The organism is Bacillus sp. FSL R5-0416 (genome assembly GCF_037975425.1).
In the GTDB taxonomy this organism is placed as follows: Bacteria; Bacillota; Bacilli; order Bacillales; family Bacillaceae; genus Bacillus; species Bacillus subtilis.
Genome location: NZ_CP150252.1, coordinates 742,139 through 761,906, shown reverse-complemented (window position 1 = coordinate 761,906; position 19,768 = coordinate 742,139). Strand labels below are relative to the sequence as shown.

General features: G+C 49.7%; 17 protein-coding genes. All 17 read right to left on the bottom strand.

The features are described 5' to 3' along the window. Window positions 1–35 precede the first annotated feature (35 nt). The gene (yesZ, locus tag NYE20_RS03945; RefSeq protein WP_128747340.1) at window positions 36–2,027 is read right to left on the bottom strand and encodes a beta-galactosidase YesZ; all 1,992 of its coding nucleotides are present in this window, start codon (window positions 2,025–2,027) and stop codon (window positions 36–38) included. A gap of 7 nt (window positions 2,028–2,034) precedes the next feature. Then, a complete protein-coding gene (locus tag NYE20_RS03940; RefSeq protein WP_003233813.1) occupies window positions 2,035–2,688 on the bottom strand; it encodes a rhamnogalacturonan acetylesterase in 654 nt (217 codons plus the stop codon). 155 nt (window positions 2,689–2,843) lie between these two features. Continuing rightward, window positions 2,844–4,682 (bottom strand): rhamnogalacturonan exolyase, encoded by a 1,839-nt coding sequence (rhgX, locus tag NYE20_RS03935; RefSeq protein WP_161621412.1) that lies wholly within the window; start codon window positions 4,680–4,682, stop codon window positions 2,844–2,846. A gap of 45 nt (window positions 4,683–4,727) precedes the next feature. After that, on the bottom strand, window positions 4,728–6,590 hold the full coding sequence (rhgW, locus tag NYE20_RS03930; RefSeq protein ID WP_161621411.1) for a rhamnogalacturonan lyase: 1,863 nt from the start codon (window positions 6,588–6,590) through the stop codon (window positions 4,728–4,730). A 120-nt stretch (window positions 6,591–6,710) separates the two neighbouring features. Next, entirely contained in the window at window positions 6,711–7,337 is a 627-nt protein-coding gene (locus NYE20_RS03925) for a YesL family protein (RefSeq protein ID WP_339184565.1), read from the bottom strand. Then, the gene (locus NYE20_RS03920; RefSeq protein ID WP_070548679.1) at window positions 7,334–7,996 is read right to left on the bottom strand and encodes a YesU family protein; all 663 of its coding nucleotides are present in this window, start codon (window positions 7,994–7,996) and stop codon (window positions 7,334–7,336) included. The genes NYE20_RS03925 and NYE20_RS03920 overlap by 4 nt, the downstream gene beginning before the upstream one ends. Next, on the bottom strand, window positions 7,989–8,687 hold the full coding sequence (gene rhgT / locus NYE20_RS03915; protein ID WP_339184562.1) for a rhamnogalacturonan acetylesterase: 699 nt from the start codon (window positions 8,685–8,687) through the stop codon (window positions 7,989–7,991). The genes NYE20_RS03920 and rhgT overlap by 8 nt, the downstream gene beginning before the upstream one ends. Window positions 8,688–8,700: 13 nt before the next feature. Next, window positions 8,701–10,986: a transcriptional regulator YesS gene (gene yesS, locus NYE20_RS03910; protein ID WP_339184558.1), complete on the bottom strand. Its 2,286-nt coding sequence runs from the start codon at window positions 10,984–10,986 to the stop codon at window positions 8,701–8,703. A gap of 22 nt (window positions 10,987–11,008) precedes the next feature. Continuing rightward, the gene (gene yesR, locus NYE20_RS03905) at window positions 11,009–12,043 is read right to left on the bottom strand and encodes a rhamnogalacturonyl hydrolase YesR (protein ID WP_249851200.1); all 1,035 of its coding nucleotides are present in this window, start codon (window positions 12,041–12,043) and stop codon (window positions 11,009–11,011) included. 15 nt (window positions 12,044–12,058) lie between these two features. Next, window positions 12,059–12,949, bottom strand: a complete 891-nt coding sequence (locus NYE20_RS03900; protein ID WP_015252615.1) for a carbohydrate ABC transporter permease — start codon at window positions 12,947–12,949, stop codon at window positions 12,059–12,061. A 3-nt stretch (window positions 12,950–12,952) separates the two neighbouring features. Then, the gene (locus NYE20_RS03895; RefSeq protein ID WP_003233835.1) at window positions 12,953–13,882 is read right to left on the bottom strand and encodes a sugar ABC transporter permease; all 930 of its coding nucleotides are present in this window, start codon (window positions 13,880–13,882) and stop codon (window positions 12,953–12,955) included. Continuing rightward, complete coding sequence (locus NYE20_RS03890; protein WP_160244170.1) at window positions 13,879–15,162, bottom strand: ABC transporter substrate-binding protein; 1,284 nt, start codon at window positions 15,160–15,162, stop codon at window positions 13,879–13,881. Before NYE20_RS03890 ends, NYE20_RS03895 begins: the two co-directional genes overlap by 4 nt. Before the next feature lie 103 nt (window positions 15,163–15,265). Next, the gene (yesN, locus tag NYE20_RS03885; RefSeq protein ID WP_003233839.1) at window positions 15,266–16,372 is read right to left on the bottom strand and encodes a two-component system response regulator YesN; all 1,107 of its coding nucleotides are present in this window, start codon (window positions 16,370–16,372) and stop codon (window positions 15,266–15,268) included. Next, window positions 16,372–18,105, bottom strand: coding sequence for a two-component system sensor histidine kinase YesM (yesM, locus tag NYE20_RS03880; protein WP_019712808.1), 1,734 nt, complete (start codon window positions 18,103–18,105; stop codon window positions 16,372–16,374). Before yesM ends, yesN begins: the two co-directional genes overlap by 1 nt. Continuing rightward, entirely contained in the window at window positions 18,102–18,731 is a 630-nt protein-coding gene (locus NYE20_RS03875) for a YesL family protein (protein ID WP_019712807.1), read from the bottom strand. Before NYE20_RS03875 ends, yesM begins: the two co-directional genes overlap by 4 nt. Window positions 18,732–18,845: 114 nt before the next feature. Continuing rightward, window positions 18,846–19,148, bottom strand: coding sequence for a YesK-like family protein (locus NYE20_RS03870; protein ID WP_029878379.1), 303 nt, complete (start codon window positions 19,146–19,148; stop codon window positions 18,846–18,848). 22 nt (window positions 19,149–19,170) lie between these two features. Next, a complete protein-coding gene (locus NYE20_RS03865; protein WP_041851212.1) occupies window positions 19,171–19,713 on the bottom strand; it encodes a GNAT family N-acetyltransferase in 543 nt (180 codons plus the stop codon). Between the last annotated feature and the right edge of the window lie 55 nt (window positions 19,714–19,768).

The window sequence follows — 19,768 nt, the reverse complement described above, 5'->3', positions numbered from 1 at the left end:
CCCTCCATAGAAAAAAGCTGATTCGATGCAAAGAATCAGCTGTGATTGTCAAATTGAATCACACGGTATTCATGCGGTCCGACCGCCAGCCTCCCCGCCTTTTCCAAACGGTTCGTCAACAGATCTGTTCCCGCTTCCGGCAGTGTCACACTTCCTCCTTTTCCATCCATATTCACGATGATCCACACAAGGCCGTTATCGCCTTTGCGCGGGGCAACGATCGTGCCGGGTGTTACATCCGAGCGGACAGAAATGGCTGCCTCAGCGGCGTAATGCCTGACAAGCGCCTCCAGCATCGCATCCCCTTCTTTCCCGGATGGAAGCGAGCCCAGCATGACAATTTTCCCCTCGCCGTAATTCCGTTCCGTCAGAAATGCATGGCCCGCCCCCGGTCCTGATTCAACCGTGCCAAGGGTGTTTCCGCTCTCTGTGTCAAACACCGCGCTCCATAGTCCGAGCGGCGCCGTGATGCCAAACGCTTTTCCTGTATTCACGTTCTCATTCATCGGAAAGGTAAAAAGTGTTTTGATCCCTGACGTTTTCTCAAGTTCGCCAAGTCCGCAATCGGTATGAATGGTATGCTCGCATGTGCGCCCTCCTGTCAGCGGCCCGGTGATCCAGATGCCGCCCGCTTCAGCGAATGCCGAAGCTTTTTTGATAAATTCAGAAGACAAATACGGCACAAATGGCGTAAACAGCAAGCGATAGCCGTCCAGTGGAGCGCCTTCCGGAATAAGGTCACGGTGAATCCCCGTGTTGAGAATACGTTCATAAAAATGCGTCACAAGCGAACGATGCCGGAGTCCCCGGTGAGGCTCAGTTTTAATAAATGCTTTTGCTCTGTCAGAGTAAGTCATCGCCGCCTCGGCTTGAACGGGTTCAGTCGATAGAATAATAGGCTCGATTTCCTTTCTTGCCCGCTCAACCGCCAGCACATTTTGATAGCCGATGGTGGGTTCGCCCCAGGCACTGAGAACCGAACCGTGGGAAATCTCGCTGCCTGAACGCTGCTGTCGCCATAGCCAGTAGCAAAACCCCTGGCTCCCTAAGGCGTAGGACGATACGGCTTCGGCCTGCAAATACCCGTCTGCGTGCGGGTAAGCGGAGCTTTCAAGCGAGGCGGCATACGACGGACTCGTTTCCAAAATCCAAAACGGGCGCCCTTGTTTCAGATTTCTCCATAAATCACAGTTCAATAAAAAGGCAGAGGCGTTTTCCTGCGAAGCGTACGTGTCATAGGAGGCAAAATCGAGATTCTGAAACATTCGCTCATTGTCCACGCTGAACATGACTGATCCGTTATGCGTGATCGGCGCATCTGAATAGCAGCGGATGATTTTGGCCTGTTCATCCGCAAACGAAGCGATCATCTCCATCGAAAACATCTGATACATAGTGCGTAGAGAGGCATGATGCAGAAACGGGGCCGGTCCCGGCTGCGGGACTTGCTCAAACGTCTGATAGGTCTCGCTCCACACATCGGTTCCCCAAGCTTCATTCAAGCGCTCAATTACCCCGTAGCAATTTTTGAGCCAGTCATGCCATAGGCGCAAGCATGTCTCACACATGCATTCTGCAACATGGCATTTAAACTCATTGTCTAGCTGCCAGCCGATCAGCCCCGGGAGCCGGCCAAGCTCCTTGGCGATGGCTGTGGTGATGATGGCGGCTTTTTTTCGGAAATACGGGTTGTTCGTACAGGCATGCTGACGGGAGCCATGCCCCATGATCTCTCTTTTTTCATTGGCATGCATGCGTTCGGGCCGGCCATGTGAGAACCAAATCGGCGGTGTAGGCGTCGGCGTGCACATAATCGTTTCGATCCCGCTATCATACAGCCGGGCGATGATTTCTTTGAAAAAACCGACGTCAATTTTTCCTTCTTCAGGTTCCATGACAGACCAGGCAAATTCGCCGATCCGCACAACATTTACGCCAACTTCACGCATGATGTCAATGTCCTGCTGAATCGTCTCTTCATCCCATAATTCCGGATAATAGCAAGCGCCATGATACAGTTTTCTCATCATATTTTCACCTTTCTTTGATGATCGATTCTGTCAATGGCAGGCCGAGCTCCTTTATGCCTTTTGCCACAAGTTTCGCCATTTCATTTGCGCCTTTTTTTGTAAAATGCGTGTAATCGTTAATCCCTTCTGAAATCATAAAATAGGTGTATACTTTTTCCTCGCCCTTCTCAGTAAAGAAAGCAAGGCTTTTCTCCATCAGATCAATGAGCTGGACATTTTCCTCTTCAGCCGTCTGCTTCATGGCAATGCAGTAATCTGGAAAATCGTTCAAAAACACGCCGTTTTCGTAATGAAAGCGGGCTACGGGGGTAATGAGAAGCGGATGGGCGCCTTTTTCCCGCGCGCCTGCGATATACTGCTTTAAATATTGTTTATAAGTAGTGTAGGGCTCGGTGTAGCGCTCCGGCTTATTTTTCGACGCGTCATTATGGCCCATCTGCACGAACAGCCAATCATCCGGCTCGATCACATCAAGGATTGCCTGAAGCCTGCCCTCTTCCACAAATGTTTTCGAGCTTCTTCCCCCGATCGCTCTGTTGATCACCTGAATATGCTCCGGCAGATGCGAGCCGAGAAACTGCCCCCAGCCCCCTTGATTTGTGCTGTCTCCATACGTTTGAACAGTCGAATCGCCGGCAAGATAAATATGATTTGCCATTTTTCATTCCCCCTCGTTTTTATACAGCTTCCATCACGGATAGCTCTTCCCTTGAAAAAACCGGTGCGTACAGCGTTTGTGCATTGGTTCGTCCTGCCCGTTCTCTAATCATCTTGTCGTAGCGTTCAGCCTTTACGTCTTATCCCTTAGTCCTCCTACAGCGGCGCCTCCGCTTTGCTTCCCGCTATGTACAGGGCGGGCTTCGGCGGTTTTTTCATTCCCGTTCCGAGGTAAAAGCTCGTGTGCGGCGGCTGGTTGTAGGCGGTATTCTGCCAGGCGATGCCGAGCCTGTAAACCGGATCATGCATCAGCGTGTAAAAGCGGTGGCGGGTGAGATGTGTCGTTGTATAGATACGGAGCGCGCTGCTGTCTTCCGTTCTCCATATCACTTCTTCCCGCCAGTCTCCGAACAGGTTGGCCTGAAGAACCGGGTTTCCTTTCGTGCCGTTGTTGGACAGCACGCCGGCCGGCTGAAATATCGTCTTCAGACAGCCGTTTTCAGCATCCCATTTTTCAATCTTTGGCCTGCCGATCGTTCCGTCCCAGTCATGATCAAGCAGTTCTCTGACCAAATCACCGTCCCACCAGATGGCGAAATTGGCTGAAGAGGGCGCTTTGTCGCTGATTTTTTCGCCTTTGCTCGTAAAAAGCCCATACGACATGCCATCATTGCCCGGCGGATCAATTCCCCAGACGAGCGACCCTTTGTAGCTTGGGTCAATATGAGCCGCCATGCCCCGGCCAACGTCAGTTCCAGCATGGACGCCCCATAATATCTCACCGGTTCCGGCATCTCGCAGCGACAGTCCGTACGGCTTCGTGGCGTCCTCATGCACCTGGAACACTTCAAGCCCTTTTCGTGACGGGTCCAGATCCCCTACATGCATCGCGTCTCCGTGCCCGAGCCCCGTTGAGTACAGGCCGGTTCCGTCATGATCGACAGCCATTGCGCCGTATATGATTTCATCTTTTCCGTCTCCGTCGATATCCGCCACGCTTAAGCTGTGGTTCCCCTGTCCTGCGTACGCTTCATGTCCCGGCTGGTTGGAGTCAAATACCCAGCGTTTTTTGAGCCTTCCGTTTCTGAAATCGTATGCCACGAGCACGGCTCTCGTATAGTAGCCGCGTGCCATTACAAGGCTCGGCCGCTCCCCATCCAAATAAGCGATCCCGGCGAGAAAACGGTCCATCCGGTTTCCATAGCCGTCTCCCCAATCCTCCAGCTTGCCGCGGGGCGGTTCATATTCCACGGTTGTGAGCGCCTCACCGGTTTCTCCTTTAAACACCGTCAAATATTCCGGACCGGACATAATTCTGCCCTGTTCGTTTCTAAAATCGGCATGCTCATCACCGATGATATGTCCTTTCCCGTCTGTTGTGCCGTCAGCTGTTTTCATGGCGATTTCTGCTTTTCCGTCACCATCCAGGTCATACACCATAAATTGCGTGTAATGAGCGCCCGCCCTGATGTTTCTGCCGAGGTTGATGCGCCACAAAAAGGTGCCGTCCAGTTTATAGGCATCTATGAGCACCTCCCCGGTATAACCGTCATGAGCGTTGTCTTTTGAATTGGATGGGTCCCACTTCAGGATCATTTCATATTCTCCATCCCCGTCTACATCCCCGACACTGGCATCATTGGCGCTGTAAGTGTACGGCTTTCCGTCCGGCGTCACACCGCCTTCCGGTCTGGCAAGCGGAACCTCCAGAACATTTTCCTGCCAAACACGAGCTTCCTTGGAAAGCTTTTCTTCCCGTCCTTTATTGACAGCCGCCACTTGATAAACAGAGTCAGCCGTTCCGTTTTGATCGAGAAAATTAGTGCTTTCAGCGATTGGATCGCGGGTGATCCGCTTTCCATCTCGATAAAGGTGAAAAGCCGTCGTCTCATGATCCGTGCCGAGAAAACGCCAGCTGACAAACACGCCCTGTTCTGTCTTTACCGCAATCAAACCTCTGGTCAAGTATTCCATTTGCCTCTTTTTTGGTTTCATTTGATGGGAACGGGCTGCGCGCAGCCCGTTCCTTCCCCCTTTCAGTTAAGGCGTATACATATTTGGTTTTGGCTGTTCCGCCATGCCGTCTCCTAAAAAGAAGCTTGTGTGCGGCGGCTGGTTATAGGCGACATTTTGCCAGGCGATGCCAAGCCGGTACACCGGATCGTGCATCAACGTATACAGCCTGTGCTCAGTCGGAATGGTCGTCGTGTAAATGCGCAGAGCACTGCTGTCCTCCGTTCTCCACACGACTTCCTCGCGCCAGTCACCGAGCAGATCATCCTGAAGCGCCGGTGTTGCTTTTGTGCCGTTGTTAGCCGCTGCGCCTGATGCAGTCAGCACATTTTTCGATACGCCGTTTTGATAATCCCACTTATCAATTCGGTTGCTGTCCAGCTGTTCCCGGAGCAGATCGCCGTCCCACCAGATGCCGAAGTTGGTCGAGGACGGAACCCCGCTTCCGATTTTGACTCCTTTCGCTGAGTAGAGAGAACCGTTTGCCCACACTTCCTGTCCCGGATAACGCGGGTCAATATCAGCAGCCATTCCCCGGCCTACATCCTTGCCGGCATAAACGCCCCAAAGGATTTTTCCGGTTGCAGCATCCCGGAAAGATAAGCCGTATTTTGCATTTTTGTCCTCATGAACTTGAAACACCTCAAGCCCCGGCCGGCCCGGATCAAGATCTCCTGTATGGAGGGCATCCCCATGGCCTAAGCCGGTCGAGTACATGCCTTTCCCGTCATGATCAACAGCCATTGAGCCGAAAATAATCTCATCTTTTCCATCCCCGTCAACGTCCGCGATGCTCAGGTTGTGATTCCCCTGTCCGGCAAACGCTTCATTTCCTGACTTTGAGGAGTCCAGCGTCCAAAGCTTTGACAGCTTTCCATCCCTGAAGTTATAGGCAACTAGCATGGTTTTAGCGTAATACCCTCTGGTCATGATCAGGCTCGGCCGCTGTCCATCAAGGTAGGCAATGCCGGCGAGAAAACGGTCAACACGGTTGCCGTAGCTGTCTCCCCAATCCGACACATTGCCGCGCGCCGGTTCAAAATTTGCGGTGACAAGCTCTTTCCCGGTTGAACCTTGAAACACAGTGAGATATTCAGGGCCTGAAAGCACACGCCCCTGTTCATTTCTGTAATCTGCATTGGCATCTCCAATTACTTTGCCCGTGCCGTCTTTTGTCCCGTCTGCCGTTTTCATTGCCACTTCCGCTTTTCCGTCACCATCAAGGTCATACACCATAAACTGGGTGTAGTGCGCGCCCGCTCTGATGTTTTTGCCAAGATTGATCCGCCATAACTTTGTGCCGTCCAGTTTATACGCGTCAATCAGCACGTCACCCGTATAGCCATCCTGTGAATTGTCTTTTGAGTTGGACGGGTCCCATTTCAGGATCAGCTCGTATTGCCCGTCACCATCCACATCGCCAACACTTGCGTCATTAGCGCTGTACGTGTAACCTTCACCCTTTGGCGTCGTGCCGCCAGCCGGTTTATCCAGCGGAACGGAATGATACGGCTGCGCCCATACGGAGGCTTTTTCAGAAGCCGGCTGTTCGGTACCGTTTACAACAGCCCGGACCGTATACGTCGAACCCGCCGATCCATTTTTATCCACATAGTTCGTGGTTTTGACAGGCGCAGCATTCAGTTTTTGCCCGTCTCTGTACACATTGAACAAAACAGATGCGTTTTCGGTTCCAAGAAACCGCCAGCTGACAAAAATGCCCCCGTCCGTCTTGACCGCTACAAGCCCCCGGTTCAGCGCTTCCATCTGCCGCGCTGCCCCTTCAGCTTTCACAGGACATACAGAGGCTCCCATCACCAACAAGACCAGCAACGTAACAGCGGTAAACATGCGTTTCCTTCGTGTAATCATCAGACAGCTCCTTCTCATTTATCTGTAAGCGCTTACTTAAATTGGATTTTATGCGCTGTGTGAGCTGTCTTCAATTTCACTTTTTTGCATCTGCCTATTTCGGACACTGCACTTTTTTGCATATTTGTCATTTTTTTGTTACCCGGCTTGATGATGCTGGGCCTCCGTCTTTTGAAATCCCCTAAGAGCAAAAAACATCAACACAAGCCCAAATAAACACGGGCCGTAAAATGGGATCAGGCCAGGAAGCGTATAAAGCAAATAAAGGACAAATCCGCACCCGATCAGCATACAGCCGGTTGTCAGCGGTCTCATGGCGCCAAACAGCAGTGCCTGCGGAATATATTTGCGAAGCGGGAGCTGGTAATGCACATAAAGGGGAAACACATACATCAGCGCGATGATATACAAAAGCCCTGCAAGCAGCGTGCAGTTTGTTACGGCAAAGGACAGCCAATTCGTACTGGCAGAAAAATAATGATAGTTGGCAGACAATATGATCAAAAGAGCCGAAAACGCCAATCCGATCGCATTAATCTTGAGAAACTCTTTTTTATAGGTATCGAGAAATAACGGAAATATCGGGACATCCTTTTGCCCCATCAGCCATTTCCTTATAACGGCACACATCGCGGCTGTGCTGGGCGCCCATCCGAAAAGAACGCCGCCCAAAAGTGTAAACAACAGCCACAGCCCGTTGAGCCATGCTATTTTCACCACCGCTTCGCAGCCTGCATAAAGCGCATCCGTTACAGTCGTCTTCATCTTCTCACCGCTTGATGCACGGCAAAATCCCTGTAAACGGCTTTCATGGGGGCCATCTGCCGGAACCCGATTTTTCCTTTTGTTAACACAGGCCCATATGTGCTGCCGTCGTCCATCCACTCAAGAATGGGCAGACCATTGATTGAAAAGTGCACATAGCCTTTGTCTTTGATCAGCTTCATACGATACGGAGAATCAGCGTCGTCTGGAGAAGGCAGCGGATCGGCCCCCATTGCGGCGAGGTGGAAACCGCGGCTTTTTCTTAAATTGCAGGTGCGGAACGCTCTTTCCTCCGGGTATTTTCTGCGGAAATACGACAGGTGGAGCGCATTGATGTCCCCCGAATGATACTCGGGGTATTTTCCTGTTCTTTTCTGGAGACTTGGATCAAACAAATCCTCGCCTCCCATTCCCGCAGCAGAAAAAAACAGCATACACAATCCCGGCTGCTCGATCGGAGAGAAGTCCCATGTCACAATGATGCCGTCTGGAAAGGTTTCCGGACACCAAAAGACAAAGTGCACATCGTCCTGGACATGTGACAGGTGCAAGCTGTGATCGTCAAATGAGATCTGTCCGCCTCCCTCCATCCGCCAGTCCTTCACATCGCTTTTAGACCGGAGCGGATTGCGGTACAGGCACGCGCCTTCCTTATACATGTTCTTTTCCCTCCCGGCTCACAAGGTGGTCCTTAAGCGGAAGTCCGAGCTCTTCAATGCCTTCTGCCACAAGATTCGCAACCTCCATTGCACCTTTTTCCGAAAAATGCGTATTGTCCTCAATGCCGTCCGGGTAATTCGGATGTTCATTCGGCTGAAACCAAACGAACAATCGCTTCGACTCCTCCGGCCCGTATTCTTCATACAGCACCTTTGTTTTCGCAAGCAGATCAATCACAGGTACATCGAGCTCCTTCGCCAGTGCTTTCATCGCATCGGGATACTCACCGAGGGAATGCTCGATCCGTCCGTTTTCATCAAAGCGGCGGCGCTGCACCGATGTGACGAACACAGGATGCGCGCCCTTTTCGCGTGCCGTATCTGCAAACAAGGTAAGAAACTGCTGAAATGTGGAGTACGGCTTCGTCCCCCGCGGTTTTTGGTCATTGTGGCCGAATTGAATCAACAAATAATCGCCTTGTGTGATGCATTCGGCAATTGCTTGAAGCCTTCCTTCCTCCACAAAAGAATTGGTGCTCGCTCCTCCTTTGGCATGATTGTGCACCACTACCTCTTCAGAAAACAATTGCCCGAATACCTGCCCCCACCCCGCCATCGGCGCTTCATGAGGCGGGCAGTCACTCACAGTGGAATCCCCCGCTAAAAATACTTGAATCGGTTTCTTCATCACATGTTCTCTCCTTTCACGGCGTTTCCTGATACATTTGCCTGAAGACACCCGGCGGCATGCCGACCTGTTTTTTAAAAATCCGGTTAAAGTAATTGTGGCGGTAGCCGACTTCTTCTGACACGTCATGAATTTTTTTATTCGTATTGACCAGCAGTTCTTTCGCCTTTTCGATTCTGATCTGGGTCACATAATCGATAAAATTAATGCCGGTCACTTGCTTAAATGCCTTGCTTAACGTATATGAATTCATGCCAAGCGCATCGGCACAGCTTTCCAATGAAATGTCCGCCATATACTGTTCGTGAATCATCGCAATCACACGTTCTGCCAGCTGCTTTTGCTGTCTGTTTTTTCTGCCCTCAAGCTTGGAAAGGTAAGGCGTCACCACTGCATCCATCAGCCAGGCCGCCGCTTCATTAGGTTCGCGCAATTCTGAAATATCAAGAAACGGATTCCGGTGCTGAAATAGTTCGCTGGGATTGAGCCCGGAATGCAAAATATCCTCCTGAATGCGGGAAAACAGCTGAATCAGGGCGGAATGCACATGCCTGTCTATGGCTGCCTTTTCCGCCAGTTCCCTCATACATCCATCTATCAGTTCCTTGGCTTCCTGTTTTCTTTCCAGCCGGATGGCCTGAACAATTTGTTTTTCCAGCTCAAAGGGGTAATAAGGAGCGAACTGCTCATTCTGAGGAAAGTCGGCCTGCAAATCAATGACCTGATCCCGGTTAGCAAACTGCCTGCGGGATTTGCCGCTTTTCACATTCTGAAATAAAGAAGGGATTTCCGTGATACGCTCCGTTTTGCTGCTCAATGTCGAGGTCAGGCATAGTCCGGTTACATCCCCAAATTGGCGTGCCAGCTCCGTTATATACGCCTTCAGATCAGAGCTGTTTGTTTTCATCACAAGAACGGTGATAGAAAGCCGGCCGATATCAAGTATGGAGAGCTGAAAAACGCGTTTATCCGCCAATTCCTCAGCGATATTAGTCAGTGTAAACACAGCGAGCTGTTCATCATCGCAACAGAAGATGCTTTTTTCACAGCGGAGTCCTGTCACCTGTAGATCAAGCACATGAAACACGTTTCCGCCGATGTTCCAGCCGGCCTCCTCCATCCGAGATCTGAGACTGTCCTCGTTGTCATAGTAAAAATCCCCCTGCAAGAGGTGCTGCAAAAAACTTTTTTTCATATGGGGCGTCTGCCGCAGGAGCTGCTCTTGGAGCTTCCGGCTTTCAAGGGATAGATCCTGCCATCTCTTTTCAATCCACTTGAATTCATCCTGCCCGGACGCCTGCCATACTTTCTTCTCTCCTCCGGTAAACAAGCCAAGCAAATGCTGAATGGGACGATAGATTTTTTTTGATGCATACCATGTCATGCATACCGCCAAACCGATGCAAATGACCAGCATCACGATGATCACTTTTGATAAAAACACCATCGGCGCTGTAATAGCTGAAAGAGGCGCCGCTGACACAAAGGTCCATTGCTGATGCATCCGGTTCATTTCTCCAAAGGAGACAGAATACACCTTGCCTTCCCATTCCAACTGAAAATGGCCGTTCTCAGCAGGCTGTTTTTTTATCTCTTGAAGTAAAGTCTTTTCAAAATCTTTTTCCCCTTCATGAAACAGCACCTCTTGATTTTGATCTAAAAGCAGCGCACTGCCATCAGGATAGGGGGACAAGCTTTGCAGGATTGATTCCATTTCTTTCGGATCAACCGCCAGCATGATCGCGCCGAACGGTTTCTCCGCCGCGCCCGGAATGAGCTGGATCAGCATCGCTTGGTTTCCCGACCGTTTCCAATAAATGCTGTGGTCTGAGGCAAGCAGCGAGCGATACTTGCGAAGCGCCTCCTGTTCTGTCAAAGCGCTGTATTCAGGGCTCAGCACAAGTGGCCGGGGGCTGTTCAGAAAGATGGAAGCCTGCTCGATCAGCGGCTGCTGGTCCCGCAAAAGAAACAGTTTTTTCGTTAATTGATAGGAGAACGTAAAGTCTTTCTCCAAATCCCTCTCGGCCAATCCGTTCATCAGTGAAGAATCGTAGGCCATCTGGGTGAGTGCCAGTTCAAGCACTCCCAGCTTCTCATCCATTCGGCTGACCTCACGCGCCACCTGTGTTTCATGCGATCTCTGCAGCTCTTTCTCCACCTTGTCGATCGAAAGAAAGTAGATTGCGCCGCCAGTCAGCAATCCGGGAATACAGGCAATCAGCAAAATGAAGACAAAGTTTCTTTTGAAATACGTTCCCTTCCAGCGAGAAACCCGTTCCTTCTGTTGAGGCTGTTTTTTCATCCCTTTCCCCCCGCCGCTGTCTTTACTGATACACGCGTTTTTTCGTTTTCAAAACATCAGCAAGAAACGTCAGCGCAAGTCCCTGCCCCCATCCTTGTATTCGTTTGTAAGGCACCTGTTTGTATCCTTCGGCATTTTTCATGACGGCTGTCCCGGCCGATACCTTGCTGACCCGTCCGTCCTCTTCCACTGCATCCAAAATGGCGGCAAGCGATTTCTGCACATATTTTGTATACAGCTTTCCGCTCGATATCAGAGCAGAAGCAATACCCGCTGATGCCGAAACCTCCAGATAAGAATCCGGATCATCCAAAATCGTATGCCACAGCCCTGATTCATCCTGAAGCCGGGCAAGCGCGCTCAGCTGGTCTCTGAGCGATCCGTCGATGATCATAAAGGAAGGATGTGTCACCTCAATGAGCGGGAGCGCCTTTGCCATCGTGAGTGCCGCCCAGCCGTTCGCCCTGCCCCAATAAATCCCCGACAGATGATTTTGCGCTTTATTGTCCCAGGCGTGGTAGTACAAATTCGTGACAGGGTCCTGAAGCACATCCTCATGTCCGTGAAACTGGCGCAGGCCGTCTTCAAAATAATCCTCACGCTCCATGACCCGCCCAATTCTCAGCATAAACAGCCCAGCCATCATCAGCGTATCCGCCCATGCCTGCTCAGGAAACACATATTCTGCCGCATTCACCGTATGCTGAAGGATACCCTCGCCAAAGCGCGGCGCCTTATGCAGCACATATTCCGCCATCTCGGCCGCTGTTTCCAAATACACGTCATCACCCGTCACCTTGTGGAGGAACAAAAGCGTATGCCCGATGGAAACTCCGTTGATTGATAGCGGCGGCAGCCCATCCTCCAGCTGTTCATCCACCCACGTTTTTAACAGATTGATATATTCCTCGTTTTCCGTCGCTTCATAGGCCTCCGCCACGCCGTAAAACGCGACGCCGCCCGGCCAATCCCACGCAAAATCCATCTGAAATGTCCGTTTCACGATCCGGTCAATAACCGACGTCACCTTTTCTTCATCAAAGATAAGCTGTGCCATCTGCAACACTCCTTTTTATTTTAATCCGGTCGTACTGATGCCCTGAACGATATATTTCTGAAACAAAAAGAAAACAAGAATCACAGGCAATAACGAGACGGCTGACATGGCAAACATCGCGCCCCAGTTCGAAGCCGACTCTGTATCGAGAAAAAGCTTCAGCGCAAGTGAAACAGGGTAAAGCTCCGGCTTATTCAAATACAAGAGCGGCTGAATCAGCTCCTCCCACTTCCAATAGAAGGAGAAAATCGCAGACGTCGCAAGCGCGGGGGCAATCAGCGGGAGAATGATCCGCCAAAAGCAGGCAAAGCGTCCGCATCCGTCGATTCGCGCGGCTTCATCCAGCTCCTCGGGAATCGTCCGGATAAACTGGATCATCAGAAAGATAAAAAACGCATGCCCGAAAAATTGCGGAACGACAATTGGTTTAAAGGAATTCAGCCAGTCTAATTTCGCAAACATAATATACTGCGGAATCATCAACACTTCATGAGGCAGCATTAACGTCCCCATCATGCACGCAAACCAAAATTTTTTTCCCTTAAACGGAATACGCGCAAATCCGTACGCAATGACAGCCGATGACAGGACGGCACCGATTGTTGACAGTCCGACAATGATCGCCGAGTTTTTAATAAACGTCAGAAACGGCTGTCCCGCGATACCCTTCCACCCTTCAGCATAGTTACTGAGAATAAAAGGGTCGGGAATGAGAGAATGTGAGGTTGTAAAAATACTGGCGCTTTCTTTAAACGAGCTGACAAACAGCCAAATGACCGGGTACAGCAGTAACACCGCCAGCGTTGCCGTAAAAACATGGAACAGTATGCGTTTGGGACTGACGCGACCGGCTTTTTTTCTTTCTAAAACCGGGGCTTTTCTGACAGGCTCGTTGACCGGCTCCATCCGTCATTCCTCCTTTGACTCGTAATGAACCCAATATGATGATGTTTTAAACAATATGAGCGTAATCAGCCCGACAATGACAAGCATGACCCACGCCATCGCCGATGCGTAGCCCATTTGAAAATAGTTAAACGCACGCTGGAACAAATAGAGCGAATAGAGAAGTGTCCCGTCAAGCGGCCCGCCCTCGCCCTTCGAAATGATATAGGCAGGTGTAAATGTCATAAAAGCAGAAATCGTCTGCATCACAAGATTAAAGAAAATAATCGGTGTAAGAATCGGAAGCGTGATCTTGAAGAAACGCTGCACCCGATTTGCCCCATCCACACTTGCCGCTTCCAAATACGAAGACGGAATGTTTTTCAGCCCGGCCAGAAAAATCAGCATTGACGACCCGAACTGCCAGACGGACAGCAGAATCAATGTCCACAGCGCACTTGTCGGATTCTGGTACCAAAGAATTTTTTGATCAATCCCGACAAAAAACAGCAGCGCATTGATGACCCCGTCATTGCCAAAAATATTGCGCCACATAATTGCCACGGCGACGCTCCCGCCGATGATCGAAGGCAGATAAAAGAGCGTTCTGTAAATGGCCGTTCCTTTTGCTGCATTGTTTAAAATGACAGCGATAAAAAGCGCGAAGCCGAGGCGGAGCGGAACCCCGGCAAGCACATACGTAAATGTCACCTTCAGAGACTGCCAATACTTTTCGTCACCCGTAAACATTTCCTTAAAGTTGTCGAGCCCGATCCATTTCGGCGCCGTAAACAAGTCATAGCTCGTGAAGGACAGAAACAGGGACGCCCCCATCGGGATCACCGTAAAGCATAGGAACCCGATGATAAACGGAGAAATAAAAGCATATCCCGCCAGATTGTCTTTTCTTATACTCCGGCTTTTTTTCATTGCGTCAGCCCCATTTCCCGTCAATTATTCCTCTCTAATATCTCATTGGCCTTTTTTCGGAACGTTTTGGCGGCTTTTTCCGGCGATACCTTCTGATACAGAATCTGATCTGACGTATCCTTCAGCAGCTTGATGACCTCCGCGCTTCCCACAGGCTCTGGCGGATCGGCTTTGCTGATGTTTTTTGACGCGGTTTCTACATACTCCACGATGTTGGCTTCTTCCTCATTCAGCTTCGGTTTAATCGCATCCGCCACCTTGTCGGAGACTGGAACGCCTCGCTCGCCTTTAATCAGCTGGTTCGCTTCCTCATTATTCACGAAGAAATTAATAAATTTCGCTGCCTCTTTTTTATGCTCAGAGCTTTTCGGAATGGAAAACAGCATACTCGGCTTCAATGTCAGCGCCTTTTCCTTCATTTGCTCCGGCGGCAGATAGAGAGACAGCGGCGAGTCTGTCAGCCGGGCAAAGCCCAAATATTGATTGGAGTAGTTCCATGTAATCGCTGATTTGCCTTTGACGATAAAATCGTCTTCCATCCCTTTAATCTGTGCGCTTTCATCAGGTGTTGGGGACGTTTTCGCTTTCACCAGCCTCAGCTGCCGTTCAAAGTAATCGACAAACATCTGATCATCTTGATACGCGAGGCCAGTGCCGTCTTCTTTATAAAAGCGCTCACCCTTTGTGCGCAAATAATACGGGAAGAAAATATCAGGCGGATGCATTCCGTTAGAACCGTAGACACCGGCTTTTTCCTGAAGATCATACGCCAGCTTCTCGTAATCCTCCCACGTCCAGTTTTCCTGATTGATAGACACACCGGCTTTTTTCAGCAAATCTTCATTGGCAATCACAGACAGCACGTTGACACCTAGCGTAAATCCATATAGCTTATTGTCGATTTTTCCGCCCGACAGCATATTCTCGTCGATTGAACTGACGTCAATCGTTCCATCCTTTGTATACGGCGTTAAATCCTCCAGCTGGTTCTTCTTTCCGTATTGGGCTAAGTAAGCGGTATCCATTTGAATGACATCAGGAAGCTGGCCGGCGGCAGACATGGGCGCAAGCTTTTTCCAGTAGTCATCCCAGTTCGCAAATTCCGCTTCAATATGGACGTGCGGATTCTTTTTCTCGTATAGTTCAATTACCTTTGTTGTATAATCATGTCTTGGCTGCCCGCCCCACCACGCGATTCTGAGTGTAACGTCTTCTTTTTTTCCTGAGGCCTCTTCACCCGCTGAACATCCGCTGAAAAAAAAGACGCAGACAAGGGATAACAGCACGTAACAAATCTTCTTCAAACCAATCCCCCCTTTAATGTAAGTGCTTACATTTTATTTTAAAGCGTTCGGATAGGGCGAAACACTCAAAAAACAGTGGCGAAAGTCAAAAAAACAGAGATGGCTATCCTGCGGAAGCGCCTCCCTGTTTTCTTCTGAATTCTGACGGTGTCAGACCGGTATATTTTTTAAAAACAAGACTGAAATACTTCGGATTATCGCCAAATCCGATTTCTTCAGCAATTTCTGATACACTCGCGTCCCGCCTCATTTTCATCTGTTTCATCGCATGTTCAAGACGCACTCGTGTAACATATTGGGAAAATTTCTCGCCTGTTTCCTGCTTAAATAACTTCCCGAGATAATCAGGATTCATAAACAGCATATCCTTCGCCGCCCATTTTAAGGACAGATTCGGATTTCCGAGCTCGTCGGCAATGAGCCTGATCATTTTTGAAATCACTGCGCTCCCGTGCAGGTCACCAGACGCTTCGGCTGTGTCACGAAACAGCTGCCCCGCGTTCCGGAGTTCTCCCGCCTGACTGATGGCCATCTTGCGGTCCGCAAAAACCTCCGCCGCCTTTTCAGTGGCGTTCTCCACTACGGCGAGCACGGTCCATTCTCCGCTGCTGCTAACCGCTGTCAGTGCCGACCCGAGTGCCTCTCTGGCTGTGGCATCAATAGATTGTTCCCCTTTTAAGATCAAGAGGCGGATCTTTTTTCCGGCAAGTGAAGGCGGCGGAGACAGCTGGGCCACACCGGCGATCAAGCCTTCCAAGTATTGATCAGCTGCAAAGGAACGGATATGGTCCAGCTCGTGTTTCAGATGGGCTGTTTTCTTTTTGTGCACATCTTGCCGCTTCAGCTCAGCAATGATTTCCTCCAGCGAGCTGATAATCTGCTGTTCATTGCAGGGTTTCAGCAAATAATGCTTCACCCCATATTTCATGGCTTCCTTTGCGTACTCAAACTCTCCAAACCCGGACAGGACGATAAATTGCACCGACGGACTGATGGCTGACACCTTTTTGATCAACTCAAGCCCGTCCATGCCGGGCATTTTGACGTCTGTGATGACGATATGCGGCTGCTTATGTACAATCTTTTCATATGCTTCATGTCCGTTCTGCGCTTTACCGATCAATGAGGCGCCAAGCGACTCCCACTCAATGATTCCTGCCATTCCATCAAGGATAATCCTCTCATCATCAGCCAGCAGTATTTTATACATCACACCACCTCATTTCGGCACGGTATTGTGATCACAATCCTCGTCCCCTTTTCATGCTCACTATGAATCCGCAAGCCGTATGGCTCTCCGAATGTCAGGCTGATGCGCTCGCGAATATTCCAAAGTCCGATTCCTCTTCCGCCCGTTGATTCAAGAATCCGTCCATCCATGCCAGGGCCGTTATCTTCGACCGTAATACAGACACATTCCTTTGCCTTTTTCGCCTGAATCCGGATGGCGCATGGCCTTGTAAAGGGTTCAAGCGCGTATTGAATCGCATTTTCCGCAAGCGGCTGGAGCGTCAGTTTCGGAATGAGGCAATGCTTCACCTCATCGTCAATATCCAACGTGAAATTCAGGCGCTCTTCAAATCGAAATCGCTGAATGGTCATATAGTGACGTAAAATGTCCGCCTCCTCCTGAATGGTCACGATATCCTTTTTCATATGTATGCTGTTTCTCAGAAGAAAACCGAGCGATTCCACCATTTTTGAGATTTGCTTTTGCTGATTCGCCTTGGCCAGCCAATTGATGGACTCGAGCGTGTTATATAAAAAATGCGGATTGATCTGGGCTTGCAGTGCTTTCAATTCGGTTTCTTTAATAATGAGCTGTTTTTCCACATTTTCTTCCATCAGCTCATTAATCCGTTTCATCATGACAGTGAAATGGCGGTTCAGCATGCCGGCCTCATCCTGTGTATGTTCCGGCAGAGAAAGCGACACACCTGCTTCAATACCGCCGTGCTGTACCGATTTCATCGCGGTCACAAGCTGTTCAATCGGCTCCGTGATGCTGTTGGCGATTTTCCTTCCGAAAAGCAAAACCACACAGAAAAAGAGGAGAAAGCATGTGCCGATCACTGTTTTCATAAAGGAAATTTTCGCGAACATCTGATCAAAGGGGATAACGTTATAGTAGCTCCAATTTTGGTAGGATGATTGAAGATAAGAAATAAAGTAACGTTTGCCATTCTTTTTTATCAAGTCATAACCGGGGTGCTTCAGCGTCTCTTTTGCTGCCTCAGGAACATGCGCTGATGCATGTGCCGTATACACCAAATTCCCGCCTTGGTCGGCAATCATAATGTCTCCGACTGAATCGCCCCAATCCTTCGGCACATCACGAATCATTTGTTTTACATTGACTTGGATCAGCACCATGCCCAAGCCGTTCAGACTCAGCTGGTGATATGACCTGATCTGCCGTGCTGAAATCAGGACAGGATCTGACCCGCCGAGCGTCATCCAAAGATTTCTTCCATTTTTCGCTTTCGCTCGCTTAAATACCTCTTCCTGCTCCTGCTGCAAAAGATCTGAAGAACTGCTTCCGGCTGAATACTCTGAGCCGCGGGCATCAATCAAATGAATGGAATCGATGTACTTTTCATCACTGGCATATCCCGCAAGCTGATCCCAAAGCTCCTGCTTCATTTGATATTGATCATACGTATCATCCCGATTTTGCATGCTCAGGATGCGCTGAATCTGTTCGTCTGTAATGATTTCATATGACACATCCTCTATCTTCTTCAGCTCGTCTTCGATCCTTTCAGAAGACATGCGAAGCACCTCCGAGGACTTGCGGTAAATCTGCTCATCATACACATGAAAGGCATACTGGACCCCGCTGTATACAAATAGAAAGGATACGGCCATAATCAACGATAGAAACACAAACAGCTTATCCTTAATCTTCATCCGCCTGTACCAGCCAGCAACTCTTTTCTTCATGCCGCCTTTTCTTTCTCCTGCCGCTGATCCATTGACCGAAACGCTTTAAAGGACAGCTTCGTTAAGATCAGGCTGAGTAAACTCCCGCTGAAAAACAATAGAAACGTGACATGAAACAGAACGAGACAAAGCACACCGACAGCGCCCGCTGCCATTAAAAGTGTCACCGCCGGACGGCTGAAAGCAATCAAAAAGCTGATGCTCAGCACCTCTCTGATTTTTACGTCAAAATGAGAAAATACCGGGAACACATACAGCACAACAAACGCGAAAATCAAACTAATGCTCAGGAATACATTGACGAGCACAGGCTGGTCCATCTGAGCCGCTATCCGCATATCCGCAAACAGAAACAGGGCAGCCGTCACAACGATAAGCCCGAGGATCTGTGATGCCCGCCATTCCTTTTTAAACGTCCGAAAAAAGACAGAAAACACCGGGGCATCTGTATTCCCCTTCGCCCATTCTCTCGCCACTGTAAACATCGCGGCAGTAGCGGGCATCAGCCCAAACACAACCAGGCCTGCAAGAGAAAACAAAATCCAAAGCACATTCAAATAGGCCAGTCTCATCACCCACGTACAAAAACGATTCAGCCCATTTGTCACACTGTGTATCATCAACATCACCTTCCTGCTTTGGAAAACGCTTTCATTTTAAAGTAATATGTATTTCTCCTTTCGAAAGAAAATTCCTGCCGGTCTGTGAAAATTTCGACATGATGAGAGACGGCAGCAGCCTTATCTTTTCCTGTAACGCCGAATGGCCTTATCGATCAAATATCCGGCAATGGCTCCAAAAATGACATTGAATCCAAGCATTCCGAGCGCAGCCCCTTCCCAGCCGCGTACATACACGAGGCTGTACCAGATCGCAAACACACCAAGGACGATCAGCCCGGCCAACATCCATTCCGGCCGACTTTTGTCAGGAAATCTCATCCGCATCAAAACGGATACGCCAGCAAACAGACAAGCCGTCACAATCCCTGTCACAAATAATATTGGCCACACATCGCCTGCCCTCCCTTTTAGAAAAGACAAAAAAGCCCCCTGCAAAGGACGCTTATTCTGCCGTAATCTCTTTCTCAAACAAATGATATCCGGACGCATCAGCACCCATGAATTCATATCCCATACGCCGATAAAAGGAATGCAGGGCGTCGCTATCAGCGACACAGTCAAGCCGGATCCGCGTTTTTTCCGGAAAGTGTATGCCCGTCTCCGCCCACTGAAGGACGCGGGCTCCTAGCCCCTGTCCCGCAAACCGGCGGCTTACTGCGAGGCGATGCAAATAAATGGACTCCTCATGCCCATCGTCTCCCCAAAGCGTCCGGTCCCACTCGCTCGGTTCAGGCAGCAGCATCACGACAGCCGCAAGCTCATCATCTTTTTTAAACACAAACACATGTCCCTTTTCAATTGACCCCGTAATATCATGTATATCTTGCCCTTTCAGAAGTCCGCTCCATTGGTTAGAACCCCGATCCCGGAGCCATTCAGCTGTTCGGACGAGCAACCCGGTAATCGATTCTGCATCCTCATAGACGGCCGGACACGCGTAAAATCCATCTGCAATCGTTTCGTTCTCAATCTTAAAAGCTGACATAAAGGCCTCCCAATCAAAAAGTAAGCTTGCACACACACCTTGATTATAATGCAGA